Here is an 18918-nt window from a genome sequence, read left to right on the forward strand (position 1 = left end):
CTTTTTTTATTCTATTTTTTCATTTTAACAGTCTTTGCGCAAGATTTGAGCGATAGTATAAGTCTATATCGCAAGCTTGATTATGTTATGGAAAATCAAGAACTCTATGTGAAAAAAAGAGAAGATCATATTGCTAAACTTAAACAGGAAGCCTCTTTGGTAAAAAAAGATGAACATGACTATCTAAAGAAAAATTACGAAATATTTAAAAACTATAAAAAGTTTCAATCCGACTCAGCATTGCATTATATTAGACTATGTCGACAATTAACTTTAAAAAATTCAGATTCGTCATCAATAGCTGTAAGTCTAGATCTGGCTTGGATATATTCTTCAATAGGTAGGTACATTGAGGCAGAACATGTATTGCAACAGTTAAATCCCACGACACTATCAAGTACATTATTACCGCAATATTATGAAACTTATAGCGCTTTTTACAGTCATTATGGCCAAAGCAATAATCATGAAAAATACTACCAGGCAAGTGAGCGTTACCGAGACTCCTTGTTAATGGTTCTTGATCCACAGTCTTCTCAGTTTAAAAGTGCAACAGCGATTAAAATCCTATTTCAAGGACAGCGAGAAGAGGCTAAGACCTTATTTAAAGCCATGTGGAAGGAAAACAAAGAAGATTTAGAACAAAGAGCACTTATTGCCTATTTCATAGGACTAATCTATAAGCAGGAAAAAAATATAATCGCACAGCGTTATTATTTTGCGCAGTCAGCAATTGCTGATATTGAAATTGCTAATCGTGACAATGCCTCTTTGCAAGATCTGGCATTGACTTATTATGAGCTCCGCGACTTTGATCATGCATTTAAATTTATCGAAAAAGCGATCGATGACGCAATGGGTTGTAATGTTCGTTATCGTATAGTAGAAGGCACATCTTTTTATCCGATTATTAACGCCGCTTATCAGAAGAAAATCAATACCCAGAATAGACAGTTACAAGTGATGTTAATTGTCATTAGCTTTTTATCATTGATCTTGATTATCGGTTTGGTATTTATCTTTAGGCAGGTACAACGACTAAGGTTAACACGTGAAGAACTTTCGATGACCAATAGCAATTTACGTAAACTGAATGAAGAGGTCAATGATAAAAACATGCAGCTCTTTGAATCAAATCACATCAAAGAAGAATATATCGCCCAATTTTTTGATCTCTGTTCCAATTATATTGATAAGATGGAAGACATACGGAAAGCACTTCTTAAAAAAGCCAGTACCCAGCAATGGGATGCGATCAAAGATCAACTGAAATCCACACAGATGGTCGAACGGGAAGTGCAGCAGTTATATATTAATTTTGACCGCATTTTCTTAAATCTATATCCTTCATTTGTTGCAGATTTCAATAAACTGCTTGCTCCAGATGAGCAAATCCTACCCAAGAAAGGTGAGTTTCTAAATACTGAGCTCCGTATTTTTGCCTTGATTCGTCTGGGCATTTCAGACAGTGTTAAGATCGCGAGTTTCTTACGCTACTCCCTTCGCACAGTCTATAACTATCGGACCAAAGTCCGCAATAAAGCCGTTGGAAATCGAGATGATTTTGAAGATCAAGTCCGACAAATTGCAGTAATTGATCGCTCTTAAAGGTCAATCTAGTACTTTTTAACTCCCTAAATTTTATTTAACCATCTTGTTTTAAGGTGTTTAGAAAATATGATCAGTACTTTTTATATTTAGACCCTTTTATCCCGCTCAGCGTTCTAGTAGCTTTGTTTTTGTCATAGAGCTGGGGAATTCTATGGCTATTTGAGTAGTTCTCAAACTAAATTATTGAAACCATTTTATAAATGCTTATGATTTTCTTTACTAAGAAAGCAACTCTTTTTATGTGGGTAATTTATTTCTTTGCGATAGTCGGTACATCCGTCGCTCAGGATAAAATACAGATCAGTGGACGTGTACTTGATGTCCAAGATCAGAAGCCACTAGGAGGTGTTACAATTGTTCAAAAAGGAACAGTCAATGGCGTATCTTCTCAAGAAGATGGACGCTTTCAAATCTCGGTTCCATCCGGAACAACTTTGTTATTTACCTACGTTGGTTATGATAGAAAGGAAGTGGTGGTCAATTCCAACAACCTGACAGTACAATTAAGCTCTTCTGCCAATGTACTGGAAGATGTGGTTGTGATTGGGTACGGTAGCGTAAAACGAAAAGATGTAACCACAGCAATCTCATCGGTATCAACAAAAGATCTTGAAAAAAGACCAATTGTAAATGTCGGTCAAGCAATTCAAGGAAAAGCTGCAGGAGTTGCGGTAATACAGCCGAATGGCGCACCAGGAGGTCAGATGAACATTCGTGTGCGAGGAACAACTTCTTTCAATGGGAGTAATGATCCGCTTTATGTTGTCGACGGTGTACCGGTAGATAATATCAAATTTCTGTCGCCCAATGATGTGACCGATATTCAGATTCTGAAAGATGCATCTTCTGCGGCTATTTATGGTTCAAGAGCCGCTAATGGTGTAGTTTTAATAACGACTAAAACCGGGAAAGTTGGCGAAGGAAAAATTACATTTGGTGCGCAACTTACATCCAATATTGTGAATAACACCGTCAATGTGCTAAGCACCGCGCAATATCGAGATCTTCAGAATGAAATTGGAATGGTTAATTTACCTGCTGGATTGACAGATCAAACAGATTGGTTTAAGGAAACCTATAAAACAGGGGTTCAACAGAACTATCAACTGACAATTTCAGACGGTACAGAAAAATTAAGATATTATCTTTCTGGAGGATTTACAGATGATAAAGGAACATTAAAAGGTTCGTTTTTCAAACGATATAATTTTAAAGCAAATATCGATAATCAAGTCCGTAAATGGTTAAAAGTTAATGCAAATATCACCTATTCTGACTATAATGATAATGGTATTACTTCAGGCTTAGGTTCCAATAGAGGCGGAGTCGTTACAGCTGTGATTACAACACCAACATATGCTCCAATATGGGATCCAACAGATCCAGATCGCTATTATAACAATTTCTATGGAATCAATAATATTACCAGTCCGATTGAGAACCTAGCGAGAACAAAATATAACAACAATCGCGAAAATAGAATATTAGCATCAGGAAGTGCCTTAATCACCTTTAATCCTGATCTGAATTTTAAATCTTCATTCACTTTAGATAGAAGAAACGGTTTATTGACAACTTTTCTAGATCCGTTAACAACAACATGGGGTAGAAATCAATACGGTGAAGCATCAGATATCCGTAATATGAATACGGTGTTGACATGGGATAATGTTTTGACCTATAATAAAAGATTTGGAAAGCATAATATAGAAGCAATGGGCGGTTCGTCTTGGACCGATTCAAAGTATACCAATAGCTATATCAATGGATCAAATTACGCAAATGGTCTTATCCAGACTTTGAATGCAGCAAACAAAATTTCTTGGAATGGTACAGGTTCTGGAGCATCGAATTGGGGGATAATGTCTTATTTCGCAAGAGCAATGTATAACTATGACGGTAAATACCTGTTAACTGCCAATATGCGTGCTGATGGATCTTCCAAATTAAATCCAAACGATCGTTGGGGTTATTTTCCTTCTTTATCAGCAGCATGGAGACTTTCATCAGAAAATTTCTTAAAAGATGTGGAATGGATCAATGACTTAAAGGTTAGAGGAGGCTGGGGACAAACGGGAAACCAGTCAGGTCTTGGTGATTATTCTTATCTCGCATTCAACGGAATAGAGCGGATAGAATGGTTTAAGGTCGGACAAGAACATGCAGTACCTAATATTACCCAATCGAATACATTAAGAGCAACGGATTTAACTTGGGAAACGACTACACAATCCAACATAGGCTTGGATGTTGCGGCCTTTCAGAATAGGATAACATTGACCTTAGATTATTATCATAAGAAAACAACAAATATGTTGATGGAAGTTTCCCTTCCAGCAGGTTCGGCAGCAGCAAACGTGATCAAGCGTAATGAAGGCGAAATGACCAATAAAGGAGTAGAAATTGCTGTAGGTTCGAAAAATTTAATTGGAGCTTTTACCTGGGGTACAGATTTTAATATCTCATTTAATAAAAATCGTCTGGATAAACTCGTGTTAAGTCAGCTTTATAACGATGCAATGACCAACGACAATGTGCATGATTATGCAGTTCGAAACCAACCCGGACGTGCTTTGGGAGGTTTCTTCGGTTATATCAGCGATGGAGTTAATCCAGAGACCGGTCAATTGATGTATCGTGATTTGAATGGTGATCAAAAAATATCATCTTCAGATAGAACATATATTGGCGATCCAAATCCCAAATTTACTTACGGTATGACCAATAGTTTTTCTTGGAAAAACTTTGATCTAAGCATATTTATTCAAGGGACATATGGCAATGATATCTTTAATGCAAGCCGTATGGAAACAGAGGGGATGTATGATGGTCGTAATCAATCCACAGTGGTATTAGACCGTTGGCGTGTACCAGGACAGATTACAGATGTACCTAAAGCGGGATTTGATATGAAAAATTCAACATATTTTGTGGAAGATGGAAGTTATTTGAGATTGAAAAATATTTCATTTGGTTATTCCATTGCTCCAGAGCGATTGAAAAGAATTGGTATTCAAAAAATACAACCTTATTTATCTGCTAGTAATTTGTTGACTTGGACCAAATATTCTGGTATGGATCCTGAAGTAAACCAATACGGAAACTCAGGACGTGTACAGGGAATAGATTGGGGAACTTATCCGCAAAGTAGATCATTTGTAGTTGGAGTAAATGTCGAATTTTAATGGAATAATCATGAAAACAATAGCTATAAAAATATTTTTCAACTTGGTTATCATATCTATTTTAGCCACTTCTTGTTCTTTGAACAGGGACCCATTGGACGGTTATTCGGATGATAGTCAGGGAAAAACCGAATCAGGAACTCAGATTGTTTTTAAGAACAAGAGTGAAGTGGACAATTTTTTAACGGGTATTTATCAACAGATGCGTGACAGACAAGAACATTGGTATGTTGACTTATTACTCATCTCCGAATCGCATGCCGACAATGCATATGCAGGTACAACAGGAGCAGAAGTATTACCCTTTGAGAACAATTCCATTGAAGGGTCCAACTCTGTTGTCGATCGGGATTGGGGTCGTTATTTAGAAGATATAGCACGTGCTAACCGTTTAATTATTAATATCGATAGCGTAGCAGATAAATCTGTAAATGATACGGATATTAAATCATATAAAGCACAAGCCAAGATCTTCCGAGCATTAGCAATGTTTGATATGGTAAGAATTTTCGGATCCATTCCCGTTATCACGACGCAAGCTGCAGATATTACAGCTGAAAATATTGAAGAAGTGTATCCGCAGTATTTCCCATTTCAAAGCACAGAAGAAGAAGCATATCGTCAGATTGAAAAAGATTTAGTGGAAGCATTAGCTGATGCACCTAATGGATCTGGGACTGATAAAACAAGGTTTACAAAATCTGTTGCCAAAGCTATGTTAGCTAAAATTTATGCTGAAAAACCGATTCGAGACTATGCGAAAGTAATCCAATATGTAGATGCACTTACAGCTGATGGTTTCGAATTGAATACCAATTATGCCGATATCTATGCAATGAATGCAGGGAATACGGATTTAGTACAGCGTAATACACGTGAATCAATTTTAGAAGCACAATTTATGCCGGGGGCTGGTAACTGGGCAACTTGGATGTTTGGTCGTGATCTTTCTAATTATGAAAATAGCTTTACATGGGCTAAGTGGATCACACCATCTCGAGATTTGATTCAGACCTATCAAAATGAAGGTGATAAAATAAGGATGGATCAGTCAATTGTGTATTATGTAGCCAAATGGAGTAATTACTATCCGGCATCCCATTACCCCTTTATGTTCAAATTGAGATCGTCTATGAGTAGTATGGTTAAACTAAGATACGCCGATTTATTATTACTAAAAGCCGAAGCTCTAATTATGCAGTCTAGCCCTAATTTGAGTGCTGCTGCAGACATCATTGATCGTGTTCGTGAAAGAGTAAAACTTCCGAAATTAGATAATTCCATACGTGCAGGTAAAGATCGTATGTTGGATGCATTATTGAAAGAGCGACGTTTAGAATTAGCTTTTGAAGGACAGCGTTGGTTTGATTTAGTAAGATTAGATCGAGTCGAGGCTGTAATGAATGCGGTATATGCGAAAGATTCAGGACGCAAATCTCAGGTCTATCCATTTAATCAGTATTCATACCGCCTGCCGATTCCACAAGCAAAGATCGATCAGAATCCAAATTTAGTGCAAAATCTAGGGTACTAATTAATTGAAAATTTTATGAAACGCAAAAATAATAACACTATGATATATACACTACTGTTGTCCTGTTTAATTACGGCAACATCATGTAACCGAGATAGCTATAAGCCTTCAGCTTCAGATAACATAAAAGACAAAGGCGATGTAACGATTTATACAACAACCAATACACGTTCCCAAGATTTTACAAAAGGATATATAGATTTCAGTACGAAATTTAATATGTCACCAAACACGATCACATTAGATCCGAACCAAAAGTTTCAAACGATGGACGGTTTTGGTGCCGCTATTACAGGATCTACTTGTTATAATTTGATGAAGATGAGCAAGGAAGATCGTACCAAGTTTTTAACAGAAACTTTTTCAGATGAAAAAGGTATGGGAATGAACTATATTAGAATCGCTATTGGATGTTCTGATTTCTCTTTAAGCGAGTATACTTGTTGGGATAAAGAAGGGAAAGAAAATTTTGCTTTGCAATTCGAAGAGAAGCAATATATCCTACCTGTGCTAAAAGAAATACTGGCAATCAATCCATCAATCAAAATTATGGGTTCTCCATGGACACCGCCCAAATGGATGAAAGTAAATAATTTGACAGATTTGAAACCTTTCGATTCTTGGACGAGTGGTCAATTAAACCCTAAGCATTACCAAGACTATGGATGGTATTTTGTGCAGTGGTTGCAGGCAATGAAAAAAGAAGGTATCACGGTATCTTCGATTACAGTTCAAAACGAACCGTTAAACCGTGGTAATTCGGCTTCGTTATACATGACCTGGCAAGAACAACAGGCTTTTATTAAACAAGCATTAGGTCCGCAATTGAAAGCAGCTGCGTTAGAAACTAAAATCTATGCCTTCGATCATAATTACAACTATGATAATATTGCTGATCAAAATGACTATCCTGTGAAAATTTATAACGATGCAGGTGCCGCTTCTTATATAGCTGGAGCCGCATTTCACAATTATGGCGGTGACAAAGCTGAATTATTGGATATTCATAACCAACGTCCAGATAAAGAACTGGTCTTTACAGAAACATCTATCGGAGAGTGGAATGAAGGTCGAAATCTTGAAAAGAGATTAATGGAAGATATGCGTGAAGTAGCGTTAGGAACGGTCAATAATTGGAGCCGGGCAGTTATAGTTTGGAATCTGATGTTAGACACCGATAAAGGACCAAATCGTGAAGGGGGATGCCAGACCTGTTATGGTGCTGTTGATATCAGTAAATCTAATTTTAAGAATATCACACGCAATTCGCACTACTACATTGTAGGACACCTTTCGTCAGTCGTAAAATCTGGTGCAGTTCGTATTGGAGCGAAAGGATATACAGCAGAGGGGCTAGTGTACACTGCATTTCAAAATAAAGATGGGTCTTATGCAATTGTATTGCTGAATGATGCCGAAGAAAATAGAAAGATTACAATAAGTGATTCAAAAAATCATTTTAGCTATGAGGTGCCAGCTAAATCAGTAGTTTCTTATCGTTGGGCCAATTAAAATCTAAAAAACATGAAAAGACCTATTTTAAATTTCCTATTAGGAACTGTCGCCGTTGCGGCGCTGTACTCCTGTAAAAAGGATGAAAAATATGTATATCAAATAGGTGAGCCCAAATTGGAAGTGAAATCAGATATTTCAGCAGCTCACTTTGGAGACAGTTTAGTATTTCAAGTGCATGCGTCGGATCAAGAGATTGCTTTATCGACTGTAAAAGTACAGTTGTTTTTTACAGATGACCAAGTGTCGGAAACCACTATACGAACAAAGGAAAACGGAGACTATTCTGGAAAGATCTTTATACCCTTTTATAAGAATGTGCCAAATGGTAAGGCAACGTTAAAATTCATTCTACAGAATATAAGTCAGAAAATGACTGAACAGTCTTATGAAATTGATTTGACTAGACCAGATTTTCCTTATTTGAATTTGGTAACAGAGTCTAAATCCTATAAGATGGAGAAAATAGGAACGAATGAATATGCGGTTACAGAAAGTTTTCCATCTTCAGTAAAGGGTTATATTCAGGCTCCAAAAGTAGGTGAGCAAGGAAATCCAATGAATTTTGGTTGGGTCAACAATACTGTTGAAATTGGATCTACGACCGAAATTCCTTTTACCAATTTAACTTCCGGTGTATATAGCATAAAGTTTAATACCTTGAGTTATGAAGCATCGCCATTCATAAATATTTATTTGAATGGTAATTTATTAAGTCGCATGGATGATGATCATTTTAAAGGAGAGTTGGAGCTGAAAAATGGTGAACAGGTTACATTTGATGGTATTGACGATGTAAAAAACTGGTGGATCGATCCGGATTATTTCGCACAAAAGTCAGATGGATCTATCAATTTTAACGGTATTAATGGAAAGTATCGTATAACGGTAGATTTTAAATTGAAGTATTTTCTTGTAGAAGCCATGGATGGAGCAAATCTGGCATCACTGAAAGCCGATGGTACAGGAGCTGTCTGGATTATTGGAGAAGGTATTGGTAAGCCGGGCATTGCAACTAACCAAGTCGGTTGGAGCCCAGAGAAGGCTTTGTGCATGATGCCGATCGGAAACAAAAAATATCAGATTACCTTAAAGGCCGGAGAGTCCATTCATGCAAGTAATATCAACTTCAAATTTTTCCATCAAAAGGATTGGGGGGGCGAGTTTGGAACAACAAGTATCAGTACAGATAATGATATGATTTTTATTGGTGACGGCAACAATGGCAGGGATTCGGGTAATTTAGGCATAGTTTCTGGTAAATCTCTTGCTTTAGGAACTAGCTATATTTTGACGGTAGATTTGAGTCAGGGTAATAGCAAAGCTATTCTGACAGTCGTGAAAAAATAAACAAATTAAAGAAGTATATGTAGGCCTTTACTCATAATTGAGTAAAGGCTTTTTTATTGAATAGGTAAGTTAAAAATCACGATAGGGTAAAAAAACCGATCATTTTGATAGTAGCCGATCATTTTGATATTGATATACAGTCTTTTGATTTTTTTATAATTCACTTAAACTGTTGTTTTATTGTTTGTTCGGTCTGTTACGATTATTTGGCACAAATTTCGTGTATCAATAGCAAAAAGAGAAAGTGGTTTTAGTGAATAAGAAGTTTTGGTTAGATAATTATTGCTTTGAAAGTGATTGTTGGAATCATATAACAAAACAGTGACAAGAATATGCAGAAACTGATCAATATTCTGGGGGTTTTGATCGTTTTTTATATGTTGACAAGGTGATTTTTTAAGAAATTTAACAAGAAGATATAAATAAAAAAGGAATGGATACAATTAATGAAAATATAGCTACAGATTATATAACTGCTCATTACAAAGAAATAAATAATGAAATACGTCAGTTGTCCAATCATAAAAATTTCGCAGGGATTCTTCAGGCAGTCGTGAATTTTTTAAAGTCACAACTAACAAATGGACAAATACAAAAAATAGGTGACCGTATAAGAGTGATGGGCTGGCTTCATAAACGTGGAAATGATTATGTGCGGTTTATTATTGAAAACTTATTTGTGCGTTCTTTTGACAGTATGAAAAAAAGCTGTACACCGCCACAATGGGAGGATTTATATAGAAAATTTCCTCTGGATCTAAAAAAAGTTTATGCAGCACAAAAAGCAATGGCATACAGGTAAAATCTACTATTTAATAATAGAGAGGAATAATCAGATGCTTTACGGGTTGCATTGACTAAATACTTTGGATTGATTTAAAGATATACTAAAAATTGGGAATGTGATAGAATGCATTCCCAATCTTATTTCCTAAGTTGTTCTCGTATTTACTGATGTAAATTCCGATTTCTATTTATTCGAGTTCATATTTTGTGAGAAGAAGAACATTTTTATGCCGTGATATAGGACTTTAGGTCTTTCAATTGTTTGCGGTATGACCAACTAACAGCATATTCTGTCAGAATAAATAAAATTAATACAAAAACAATACAAACGATAAATAAGTTTACTTGACCAGGGAATAATAACTCCATTTTATTTAGGGCTGGAATAATGTTTATTTTATTAAAATAACAATATAAAATGCCGAATCCCGATGCGATAAATGTAGTGATGTAATGAAAGCTTTTATAATTTGCTAGCTCTAATCGTAGCTCATGATAGAACGATCTTACATCTTGAATATTTTGAACATTGATGGTATTACACATTTTATAAAAAAAATAAAACCGGCTGAAGTAATAGCTGGTAAAAATGAACAAAACACTATAAAAGAAATAGTATATCAATGCTAGTTCTTTAGTAAATCCAAAATAAGTCGGCAAAAAAGCAAGTAAGAACATAGCCAGAACTTGTGCCGTAAATTCCATTTTCATTTTTGATTTGATAGATTGAATGATGCTTGACGTTTCCATATTTTTGGTTTTAAATTGTAATTGTTTAATTATTATACAGTAAGTAAGAGAAAATTATAAACGTTACACTTTTTTTTATTTCTTTTAAAACCTTGATATATAGGAAGCCCATTTTCGTCTTAAATTGTAAACTGCCATTACTTTTATGAATTTATTCAGACAGTTCTATCGTATCATTATTCTTGTATCTTCTTGCTAATTCATACCTTTGTCCTTGAAAATGGAGAAAAGTAGATTTTTTATAGAAGTAGCTTATTTTGGGAAAAATTACCATGGCTGGCAGGTTCAAAATAATGCAATTTCTGTTCAAGAGCGATTGAATGAGGCTTTAGCAATTCTATTGCGTGTGCCAACAGAAACGATTGGAGCAGGTAGAACTGATACCGGTGTTCATGCCAAACAATTATTTGTTCATTTTGATGCAGATTCCACTGGAATATTAGCAAATCCAGATCGTTTTCTACATGCTTTGAATGGTTTATTACCTCATGATATTGCAGTTAAATCTGTTTTACCTGTTCATCAAGATGCCCATGCCCGTTTTGATGCGGTGCGTCGCTCTTATGAATATCATCTTCATTTCGAAAAAGATCCTTTTATATATGCATACTCTTCATTTTTAAGAGATATTCCCGATGTAGAAAAGATGAATAAAGCGGCTGAATTTTTGTTAGGAAAACAAGATTTTAGTTGTTTTAGCAAATCTAATACACAAGTTTTTACCAATATCTGCACGGTATCGAGAGCCGAATGGATATGGGAAAGTGAAGGGAAACTTGTTTTTCACATTACAGCAGATCGATTCTTACGTAATATGGTACGAGCTGTTGTTGGGACCCTGTTAGAGATCGGAATAAAAGGTAAACCAATTTCATTTATGGAAGAAGTCATTGCTAGTCAAAATCGTTCAATGGCTGGTACATCTGTACCGGGTCAGGGTTTGTATTTGACTGAAGTGGCCTACCCTTACCCTGTAAAATAGAAAAAGTGAGTCAAGAGAAAATAGTAGGAAAAACATATGACGTCAATCTGTTACGTCGGATGGTTAAGTATATGAAACCTTACGGAAACATATTCTGGATCTCCGTGGTATTGACCATCTTATTAGCAGCGGTTGCGCCAGCACTGCCTATATTAATCCAATATACTCTGGATAAATATATATTACAGTTTAATACATCGGGACTCAGTTTGATGTTTATTCTGATGATTGTATTGCTTATTGTACAAACATTGGTCCGCTACTACCATACCCTTATGACCAATACGCTTGGACAATCGGTAATTCGTGACATCCGTATTGAAGTTTTTAATCATATCACCAAACTTAGATTAAAATATTTCGATCAGACGCCATTAGGAAAGTTGATAACACGAACCATTTCAGATCTGGAAACCATCTCCAATATTTTTTCTGAAGGGTTGATCCAAATTATTGGTGATCTATTGCAGCTCGTAGTTATACTCGGGGTCATGTTTTATACCGACTGGAAATTGACCTTGATTGTTCTCGTGCCGATGCCACTGATGATAGCTGCCACCTATATATTTAAAGAGGCTATGAAATCTGCTTTTCAGGATGTTCGGAAGTGGGTTTCCAATTTAAATACCTTTCTACAGGAGCATATCTCTGGAATGGGCATTATCAAGTACTTTGCCCGTGAAGAACAGGAGATGAATAAATTTAAAGATATCAATGGTCACCATCGGAATGCTCATATTCGTGCCAACTGGTATTTTTCAATATTTTTTCCAGTTTTGGAGATTATCATGGCTATTTCTTTGGGTTTATTGGTGTGGTTTGGAGCCAAGCAGATTTTAGGTGATGTCATCTCTGCGGGGGTAGTGGTGGCTTTTATCATGTATATCAATATGATCTTTCGCCCAATTCGCGAGCTAATCGATAAATTCAATACCCTACAGATGGGTATGGTGAGTGCGGAACGTATTTTTGAAGTCCTAGATACAGACGAACATACACCTAATGACGGAAATTTAACACCAAATCACATCCATGGAGAAATCGAATTTAAAAATGTATGGTTCGCTTATAACGATGAAAATTGGGTATTACGTGATGTTAGTTTTAAAGTAGCACCTGGAGAAACTTTAGCATTAGTTGGAGCTACAGGAGCAGGAAAATCATCTACTATTAATATTCTGAGCCGATTCTATGAAATCAATAAAGGTCAGATTTTACTCGATGGTATTGATATTAGGGAGTATGAATTGAATTTTCTACGGAAAACAATTGCAACAGTGCTTCAGGATGTTTTCTTATTTTCAGATTCTATCTTACATAATATAGATTTGCATGACCAACATATCACACGCGAATCCATCATTTCTGCAGCGAAACAAGTCGGGGCACATGATTTTATTATGAGATTACCAGGTGGGTACGATTATCAAGTGCAGGAAAGAGGGGCTACACTATCGTCAGGACAAGCACAACTGATTTCTTTTATAAGAGCTTTAGTACATGATCCACGAATTTTGGTATTGGATGAAGCAACTTCATCTGTCGATACGGAAACAGAAGAACTTATTCAACATGCTATTGATAATTTGATGGTGGGAAGAACAGCAATTGTGATTGCGCATCGATTATCGACAATTCAAAAAGCAAATAAGATTATTGTCTTAGAAAAAGGTGAGATCATGGAAGTGGGTACACACCATGAATTACTAAATATCGATGGCTATTATAAAAAATTGTATGATCTGCAATTCCATTCTGCAGGAATTTAAAAAAGTAAGACTAAAGTCAGGGAAGCTTTCCTGACTTTGGTCTTATTGTGTAATAGATGCTTTGCGTCCTCGTGTAAAAATCACCAAAAGAAGACACTTATTGTACAGACATTATATAACTGTTTTTTTCGATTGTCTCTTCCGCACTGATATGTATATTAGCACTTATTTCAGAACCACTTCCAATTAAAACATTACTTCCAATACTGCTATTAGGGCCAATTGTAACAAAATCTTCAACAATAGTATTGCTGGCAATCACTGCATTGCTACCAATAACACAATGGTTACCAATTTGAACATCAGGAGCAATGGATGCTCCAGGTAAAATAAAAGTACCTTTACCGATATCCGCTCTTTTAGAGACATGTGCTTTAGGATGTATCAGTGAACAGTATTTCCAAAAACAGTTTTCGGAAACAATTCTTTGTCGTAATCCCGAATCGAGAACAGCTACAAATACCATATCTTTTTCCTGATTTATCTCTTGGTGAAGTTCAACCGGATAATCAAAGACATCAGTAATAAGCAATGATTTATCAATAAGACCTGCAATATCCAATTTAAGCTCTTCTGCAGTTTCGACAGCAACTTTAGCGTGTGCTGTAGCGCCATAAATATATAACATCTCGCAAAAGTAAAAAATACCAAATCAAAAGCTGGAATTAATTGTTATTGTTATGTAATGTGTTATTTTTAAATTAGCAGTTCGCGAATATAATAAGACAAGTGACCGGTAAGTCTAGTATAATCACATTGCAACACATTTGATTGTAACCCAAACAAAGACAATTTTCAATCTTATCTCCAGCTACGAAAGGGTGTTTGTATCGGAAATATATTGTGTTTGCAATCAAATTTATCTAAGTTTGTCATCAATCAATTTATATAAAAAATGATTCAACGTATTCAAACCATTTATTTGCTGGTAGCCGGACTTGTTTTGTTTGGCTTATTTCTGTTTCCATATGTTCATTATAATGATCTTGTAGGCCTTGGAAAAGATGTAAAAGTAACAGGTATTTATGGAACGTCGGCTGGTTTGCCAACACATGAAACTGGTTTTTATTATATCTTACAGATCATTGCAACGGTAATAGTGGGCCTGTTACCCCTATATACCATCTTCAAATTTAAGAATCGCAAAACTCAGATAAAATTGATTCTTCTGAATATTGTATTGATCATTTTATTAGGCATATGGTTATATGCAAGTGCAAGTGGTCATTTGGTAACGGTAAACCAGTTTTTAGGAGCAGGGACAATTGGTGTTGGCTTCTTTTTATTGCCGATATCAATTATTTTTCTATCCTTAGCATTAGGAGCAATTCGTAAAGATGAAAAATTGATCAAGTCTGCAGATCGATTACGTTAATAAGAAAAACAAGATTTAATATAGAAAGCTATGTATTCAGTACATAGCTTTTTTTAATTTTTAAAAATGAAACCAGCATCTACATATCCTTTGCAAATAGTAGTGAATATGCTCATGTTAGTTTGATTACAGTTAAAAACAGATTGTATTCAATGAAAATAATAATAAAAAACTTCGTTATCGTATGCCTGTTTCTATTATTTGGACAATTTGTGTATGCACAGTCCGATAAGATAGAAAAGGAGCCCTTAGTAGTAGATGAAATTCAAATTGACGTTAAAAGCGTTCAAATTGACGCTAAATTAAAAACTGCAACCGTTGAACTTTTTCTTACCTCTTACAACAGAAATGAACGCGAACTTAAATTAAACACTTATGGTACGCAATTGGTTGATGTAAAAGGTAAAAAATATCTGTTCGGAACGCTAAGTCTAGGGAAAATTCTGGTAAAATTAGAGGACAAGCAAAACTACATTAACTATTTAATGAAAATGGATGAACCTGTATTGTTGACCCTAAAAGTTGCAAACTGGGGAAAAGAAAAACCAAAAGAATTGATCCTTGTCTTTGAAGACAGTGAAGAAGAAGGTCACTATATAGAAACGGCTGTTCAATTATAATTGAACAGCCGTTTCTATATAAATTTAATAACTTATCTGCTGTATCGAATTTGTTGGCGATCCATCATACCCATTTGATCTTTCATCATTTTGATTTGATCGGCCAATAATTTACTCTTATCTGCTTTTTTAGCTTCCTGTAAATATTTCTCTGCCTCACGCTTATTACGTTTTGCCATTGCAATACCTGCTAAACTAAGTTTTGCTAGTGCAATATTGTGATCCATATGAAGACCTAATGTCAATGCCTTTTTGAAATATTTCTCAGCTTGCAAAGGAGCACGTTGCGATTCGATCAGGCCGATTAACATATTATAATAGCCATATTGAGCCGGAATTAACTGCTTTTCATAGTTTGTGATTTTATTTAACCATTTTTCAGCTTTTGGCATATCTTGCTTGCGAAGAAACCATTGGGCCAATAACATATATTCATGGAAGAACACTGTTACAAATCCGATTATTGTTAAGAATATTCCTAAAATACCCCATCCCCATTGGCCAATCCAAAATAAAGCAACTGTTCCGATTAATAGCACACTGCTAATAATAATTCTTACAAGATTTGACATAAGTCTATATTTAATGTAAATGTATACCGAGTTTAATTTTGCAAATATCCGTTAAATTGTGCGCTAAAGCAACTTGTTTTAGTTGTTATTTTGTAAAATTGTATATTTAGAATATGGGAAAACGTTTTGATAAATCTTGGGAACCGATTTTAGGCCCACTTTTAGGTCAGTCTTATATGGTTGATCTATCTTTTTTTGTGCAACAAGCAAGAGATAATGGACAAGTATTTCCTCCGCAAGATCTAGTATTCAATGCATTTCGATTAACAACTTTTGATTCGCTTAAAGTAGTGATTTTGGGTCAGGATCCTTATCATAACGATGGTCAAGCTCACGGTCTGGCATTTTCGGTTCCAGAGGGCATTGCATTACCGCCATCCTTAAAGAATATTTTTAAAGAATTGGAAACAGATATTTTAGACTTTAAAATTCCGAAATCAGGAGATTTATCGTATTGGGCCAAACAGGGAGTTTTATTATTGAATGCTACTCTTACAGTCAATGCACATCAAGCAGGGTCACATCAGAAAAAAGGTTGGGAAAAGTTTACGGATCAGGTTATTCAGGCAATTTCAGAAAATAAAGAAGCTGTAGTCTTTTTATTGTGGGGTGCATATGCACAGAAAAAAGCGACCCTAATAAACGCTCAGAAACATTTGGTTTTGACAGCAGTACATCCATCACCTTTATCTGTTTATCGTGGGTTTTTCGGATGCAGGCATTTTTCTCAGACAAATGTCTTCTTACAGCAACTTGGAGAAAAATCGATTGACTGGAAATTGATCTAGTTATCCATCTCAAGCAGTCATAACTTCCGCTAGTAACGATTGCAGTTCTTGAGTAGAAATATGATGGAGATGATTTATTTTGATTTTTCGCTGCTTATAAAGCACATGTGTCATTTGAAGATGGCTGTCATAAGTTATTTTTAGATCTTGCAAACACGTTATTCTTTCTTCAATCTCACCGATAATCGCATATTCAAAAGTGCCGATTATGGTAAACCGCTGTATGAGCAACTGATTGTTTCTAAGCAACGATAGATCAAACCAAGCTCCTTCACCAACGCCACCGAGATATTGAGAACTCTCAGGGATATGAAGCGGTTTATGTTTAGATAACATGCTTCCGATACTGATGTCTTCAGGGAGTAAAGCAGCCTGTTTGCTGTATACGTTTTCACTTAGCTTTTTAATTAAGAATAAGAGTGATTGAACGCGAGACATTCTGAAATTCTGCAATCCATATTCTGGAGAATAACGGTAAATCATTTTGTTCTCAGCAGAATTGACAATATTGCTGATCGGACTAGCTTTAATAGTTTCCGGAAAATTAATCGGATGGGACCAGCAAAATTGGCGTGAAGAAGCAAACAGTAGCCGTGTAATGAAACGAGAGCAGTTATTGTTTCCTTTTGCTACTGCTCCGTAAGGATAGGAACCTTTTTGTACCCATTTATCTGCAAATGCTTTTGCATGGTCAAAGTTAAGTCCTTTGACGATAGAGAAGAAAAGTTCACCACTTCCCTGCATAGCAGGTTTCATATTTTCAAAATGAGCAACGATAGCCTCTAAGTTTGAAATCTCCCCATTTTTGAACGTCGCTTTGATACTGATTGATAAAAGAGGGTCTGACTCTTTTGATCTTGTTCGTCCATAACCTCGTGGAGAGATATATCTGCCAAAATCATAATAAAACAAATCGCCTGTTTTTGAGGAAATGATAACAACACCAGTATGTCCAACCTTAAAATTTAAATTCTTAACGATCCCTATTTTTTTGAAAAACATCATCCATTTTTCATCACCTCTTATTGTGGCATCTGGCCAAGAAAGAATAAGTGCAAAATCAGGATATGGTGTAATACTATCTGTCATAACTGTATTGTAAAGATAATAAATATAATTTATTGCCTTCTCTAATGCTACCACATGCGAAAAATAGTAATTATGAATAACTATTTTTTCACAGTTTTATTTATGATAAATTCATTATCAACACGTAACCTTAATCTACTTTTATCAGTCAAGTATATTAGAAAGAATATGTTATGTCAATTATAGTAGTTGTCAAGTAATGAATGGAAAGCAAAATAACTGGTGCTAAAATCGAGCCGATTTTTAAGTGCGACATCAGATTTTTCGCTAAAGTGAAAATCCCTAAGGCAGATCATAAAGGAAGTAATCCAAAATAGGGATGTATATATACGATGAAGAACATTGCCCATCAGCAGGAAGCAAAATGGACAATCTATTTATTCATTAATATTCCAAAGGAATAATAGGTTCTTTTTTACTTGTGGACATTATCATCATGGTCTGGAAAGTTTTTACAAACGGAATCTTAGCTATTTTTTCCATAATTACAGCTTCATATGCTTTAATATCCTTAACATATACTTTAAGCATGAAATCACAGCTTCCTGTTACGTGGTGACATTCAGTTACTTCGGGAATCATTTTAACTGCTGCTACAAATTCTGGGATAGCATTGTGTGTATGAAAATCCAACGATATTTGTATGAAAGATTTAATTCCTAATCCTAATTTTTCTTCATCAACAAATGCGTGGTAGCTCTTTATAAATCCCGAATTTTCAAGTTTTCGTACTCGTTCCAATGTTGGAGCGGGCGAAAGTCCGATGCTTGAAGCTAGTTGCAGGTTGGTGATACGTCCGTTCTCCTGTAATAATTTTAGGATTTTTAAATCTGTTTTATCTGGCAAAAATGGCATATTCAACTATTTTTATTGGTGATATTCTGTAAATATACACAATTGTTCCAAATTTAATTTGGTGTTGTAGTGTGTTTTTGATTTTTAATTTTTTGTATAATCAAAAACAATATTTTCAGTAATATGATATAGATTTTTGT

16 protein-coding genes are annotated in these 18918 nt (G+C 35.3%); 11 read left to right on the top strand and 5 right to left on the bottom strand.

Going from position 1 to position 18918, the window contains the following annotated elements; translation table 11 throughout:
- Positions 1 to 87: 87 nt before the first annotated feature.
- The 6 genes from M2265_RS18230 (at position 88) to M2265_RS18255 (ending at position 9994) form a co-directional block, all read left to right on the top strand.
- Entirely contained in the window at positions 88 to 1608 is a 1521-nt protein-coding gene (locus tag M2265_RS18230; RefSeq protein WP_243655399.1) for a DUF6377 domain-containing protein, read from the top strand.
- A gap of 242 nt (positions 1609 to 1850) precedes the next feature.
- Positions 1851 to 4796 carry a SusC/RagA family TonB-linked outer membrane protein gene (locus M2265_RS18235; protein WP_243655398.1) on the top strand — a complete coding sequence of 982 codons (2946 nt, stop codon included), beginning with the start codon at positions 1851 to 1853 and terminating at the stop codon, positions 4794 to 4796.
- Positions 4797 to 4806: 10 nt separating this feature from the next.
- Positions 4807 to 6330 (top strand): RagB/SusD family nutrient uptake outer membrane protein, encoded by a 1524-nt coding sequence (locus M2265_RS18240; protein WP_132769463.1) that lies wholly within the window; start codon positions 4807 to 4809, stop codon positions 6328 to 6330.
- 39 nt (positions 6331 to 6369) lie between these two features.
- Positions 6370 to 7842 (top strand): glycoside hydrolase family 30 protein, encoded by a 1473-nt coding sequence (locus tag M2265_RS18245; protein WP_132769461.1) that lies wholly within the window; start codon positions 6370 to 6372, stop codon positions 7840 to 7842.
- Positions 7843 to 7854: 12 nt separating this feature from the next.
- Positions 7855 to 9192 carry a DUF5125 domain-containing protein gene (locus tag M2265_RS18250; protein ID WP_132769460.1) on the top strand — a complete coding sequence of 446 codons (1338 nt, stop codon included), beginning with the start codon at positions 7855 to 7857 and terminating at the stop codon, positions 9190 to 9192.
- Positions 9193 to 9625: 433 nt separating this feature from the next.
- Positions 9626 to 9994: a hypothetical protein gene (locus tag M2265_RS18255; RefSeq protein WP_132769458.1), complete on the top strand. Its 369-nt coding sequence runs from the start codon at positions 9626 to 9628 to the stop codon at positions 9992 to 9994.
- A gap of 209 nt (positions 9995 to 10203) precedes the next feature.
- On the opposite strand, the gene M2265_RS18260 is transcribed toward M2265_RS18255, so the two are convergent.
- Positions 10204 to 10728 (bottom strand): hypothetical protein, encoded by a 525-nt coding sequence (locus M2265_RS18260; RefSeq protein WP_021190060.1) that lies wholly within the window; start codon positions 10726 to 10728, stop codon positions 10204 to 10206.
- Between the two features lie 220 nt (positions 10729 to 10948).
- Between M2265_RS18260 and truA the strand changes: the two genes are divergently transcribed.
- Both truA and M2265_RS18270 read left to right on the top strand, forming a co-directional pair.
- Positions 10949 to 11710: a tRNA pseudouridine(38-40) synthase TruA gene (gene truA / locus M2265_RS18265; RefSeq protein ID WP_207902398.1), complete on the top strand. Its 762-nt coding sequence runs from the start codon at positions 10949 to 10951 to the stop codon at positions 11708 to 11710.
- 5 nt (positions 11711 to 11715) lie between these two features.
- Positions 11716 to 13479, top strand: coding sequence for an ABC transporter ATP-binding protein (locus tag M2265_RS18270; RefSeq protein WP_132769454.1), 1764 nt, complete (start codon positions 11716 to 11718; stop codon positions 13477 to 13479).
- Positions 13480 to 13576: 97 nt separating this feature from the next.
- Here the strand turns inward: M2265_RS18270 and M2265_RS18275 are convergent, their stop codons facing one another.
- Positions 13577 to 14107, bottom strand: a complete 531-nt coding sequence (locus tag M2265_RS18275) for a hypothetical protein (protein ID WP_021190062.1) — start codon at positions 14105 to 14107, stop codon at positions 13577 to 13579.
- A 267-nt stretch (positions 14108 to 14374) separates the two neighbouring features.
- Here M2265_RS18275 and M2265_RS18280 point away from each other — a divergent pair, with 267 nt between their 5' ends.
- The gene (locus tag M2265_RS18280; RefSeq protein ID WP_021190063.1) at positions 14375 to 14854 is read left to right on the top strand and encodes a DUF4293 domain-containing protein; all 480 of its coding nucleotides are present in this window, start codon (positions 14375 to 14377) and stop codon (positions 14852 to 14854) included.
- Positions 14855 to 15006: 152 nt separating this feature from the next.
- Positions 15007 to 15474: a hypothetical protein gene (locus tag M2265_RS18285; protein ID WP_021190064.1), complete on the top strand. Its 468-nt coding sequence runs from the start codon at positions 15007 to 15009 to the stop codon at positions 15472 to 15474.
- A gap of 32 nt (positions 15475 to 15506) precedes the next feature.
- On the opposite strand, the gene M2265_RS18290 is transcribed toward M2265_RS18285, so the two are convergent.
- On the bottom strand, positions 15507 to 16046 hold the full coding sequence (locus tag M2265_RS18290) for a tetratricopeptide repeat protein (protein ID WP_132769453.1): 540 nt from the start codon (positions 16044 to 16046) through the stop codon (positions 15507 to 15509).
- A gap of 113 nt (positions 16047 to 16159) precedes the next feature.
- On the opposite strand from M2265_RS18290, the gene ung reads away from it, so the two are divergent.
- The gene (gene ung, locus M2265_RS18295; protein ID WP_132769451.1) at positions 16160 to 16834 is read left to right on the top strand and encodes a uracil-DNA glycosylase; all 675 of its coding nucleotides are present in this window, start codon (positions 16160 to 16162) and stop codon (positions 16832 to 16834) included.
- A gap of 9 nt (positions 16835 to 16843) precedes the next feature.
- On the opposite strand, the gene M2265_RS18300 is transcribed toward ung, so the two are convergent.
- Positions 16844 to 17923, bottom strand: coding sequence for a DUF6695 family protein (locus M2265_RS18300; RefSeq protein ID WP_132769449.1), 1080 nt, complete (start codon positions 17921 to 17923; stop codon positions 16844 to 16846).
- Between the two features lie 384 nt (positions 17924 to 18307).
- Positions 18308 to 18778, bottom strand: coding sequence for an Lrp/AsnC family transcriptional regulator (locus tag M2265_RS18305; RefSeq protein WP_021192431.1), 471 nt, complete (start codon positions 18776 to 18778; stop codon positions 18308 to 18310).
- Positions 18779 to 18918 lie beyond the last annotated feature (140 nt).

It is taken from the genome of Sphingobacterium kitahiroshimense (genome assembly GCF_025961315.1).
Classification (GTDB): domain Bacteria; phylum Bacteroidota; class Bacteroidia; order Sphingobacteriales; family Sphingobacteriaceae; genus Sphingobacterium; species Sphingobacterium anhuiense.

Bases quoted from the DNA above. Each gene is read 5' to 3' on its own strand.
- ung (WP_132769451.1), top strand. From the start codon at position 16,160: ATGGGAAAACGTTTTGATAAATCTTGGGAACCGATTTTAGGCCCACTT.
- M2265_RS18275 (WP_021190062.1), bottom strand. From the start codon at position 14,107: ATGTTATATATTTATGGCGCTACAGCACACGCTAAAGTTGCTGTCGAA.
- M2265_RS18290 (WP_132769453.1), bottom strand. From the start codon at position 16,046: ATGTCAAATCTTGTAAGAATTATTATTAGCAGTGTGCTATTAATCGGA.
- M2265_RS18300 (WP_132769449.1), bottom strand. From the start codon at position 17,923: ATGACAGATAGTATTACACCATATCCTGATTTTGCACTTATTCTTTCT.
- M2265_RS18250 (WP_132769460.1), top strand. From the start codon at position 7,855: ATGAAAAGACCTATTTTAAATTTCCTATTAGGAACTGTCGCCGTTGCG.
- M2265_RS18305 (WP_021192431.1), bottom strand. From the start codon at position 18,778: ATGCCATTTTTGCCAGATAAAACAGATTTAAAAATCCTAAAATTATTA.
- M2265_RS18280 (WP_021190063.1), top strand. From the start codon at position 14,375: ATGATTCAACGTATTCAAACCATTTATTTGCTGGTAGCCGGACTTGTT.
- truA (WP_207902398.1), top strand. From the start codon at position 10,949: ATGGAGAAAAGTAGATTTTTTATAGAAGTAGCTTATTTTGGGAAAAAT.
- M2265_RS18285 (WP_021190064.1), top strand. From the start codon at position 15,007: ATGAAAATAATAATAAAAAACTTCGTTATCGTATGCCTGTTTCTATTA.
- M2265_RS18230 (WP_243655399.1), top strand. From the start codon at position 88: ATGGAAAATCAAGAACTCTATGTGAAAAAAAGAGAAGATCATATTGCT.
- M2265_RS18240 (WP_132769463.1), top strand. From the start codon at position 4,807: ATGAAAACAATAGCTATAAAAATATTTTTCAACTTGGTTATCATATCT.
- M2265_RS18235 (WP_243655398.1), top strand. From the start codon at position 1,851: ATGTGGGTAATTTATTTCTTTGCGATAGTCGGTACATCCGTCGCTCAG.
- M2265_RS18245 (WP_132769461.1), top strand. From the start codon at position 6,370: ATGATATATACACTACTGTTGTCCTGTTTAATTACGGCAACATCATGT.
- M2265_RS18260 (WP_021190060.1), bottom strand. From the start codon at position 10,728: ATGGAAACGTCAAGCATCATTCAATCTATCAAATCAAAAATGAAAATG.
- M2265_RS18255 (WP_132769458.1), top strand. From the start codon at position 9,626: ATGGATACAATTAATGAAAATATAGCTACAGATTATATAACTGCTCAT.